Source organism: Desulfovibrio desulfuricans (genome assembly GCF_024460775.1).
Taxonomy (GTDB): domain Bacteria; phylum Desulfobacterota; class Desulfovibrionia; order Desulfovibrionales; family Desulfovibrionaceae; genus Desulfovibrio; species Desulfovibrio desulfuricans_E.
Genome location: NZ_JANFYZ010000142.1, coordinates 1 through 213, shown reverse-complemented (window position 1 = coordinate 213; position 213 = coordinate 1). Strand labels below are relative to the sequence as shown.

1 protein-coding gene is annotated in these 213 nt (G+C 41.3%); it reads left to right on the top strand.

Annotated features, from left to right (window positions below; all coding sequences use genetic code 11):
- Positions 1-213 (top strand): DUF2397 family protein (locus NE637_RS15705; protein ID WP_256267854.1); only part of this gene is annotated, 213 nt, incomplete at both ends.

Here is a 213-nt window from a genome sequence, read left to right as displayed (position 1 = left end):
AAGGTTGCGACTATCGAGGAGTTTAAGAATAAAAAGTTCCGGTATCAGTTGTCTGAAGCTACGGTAGAAATTGAGCGAATGGTTATCCGGGTAGAGAATCTGTTTATTGAAAGTTCTTCGTTGGAACCTACATTATTGGAGAGACTTCGCATCAATCTGCGCAAGATTTCTGAGATTACAGAAGCAGATCAGGAGCATATCTATGCATGGTGG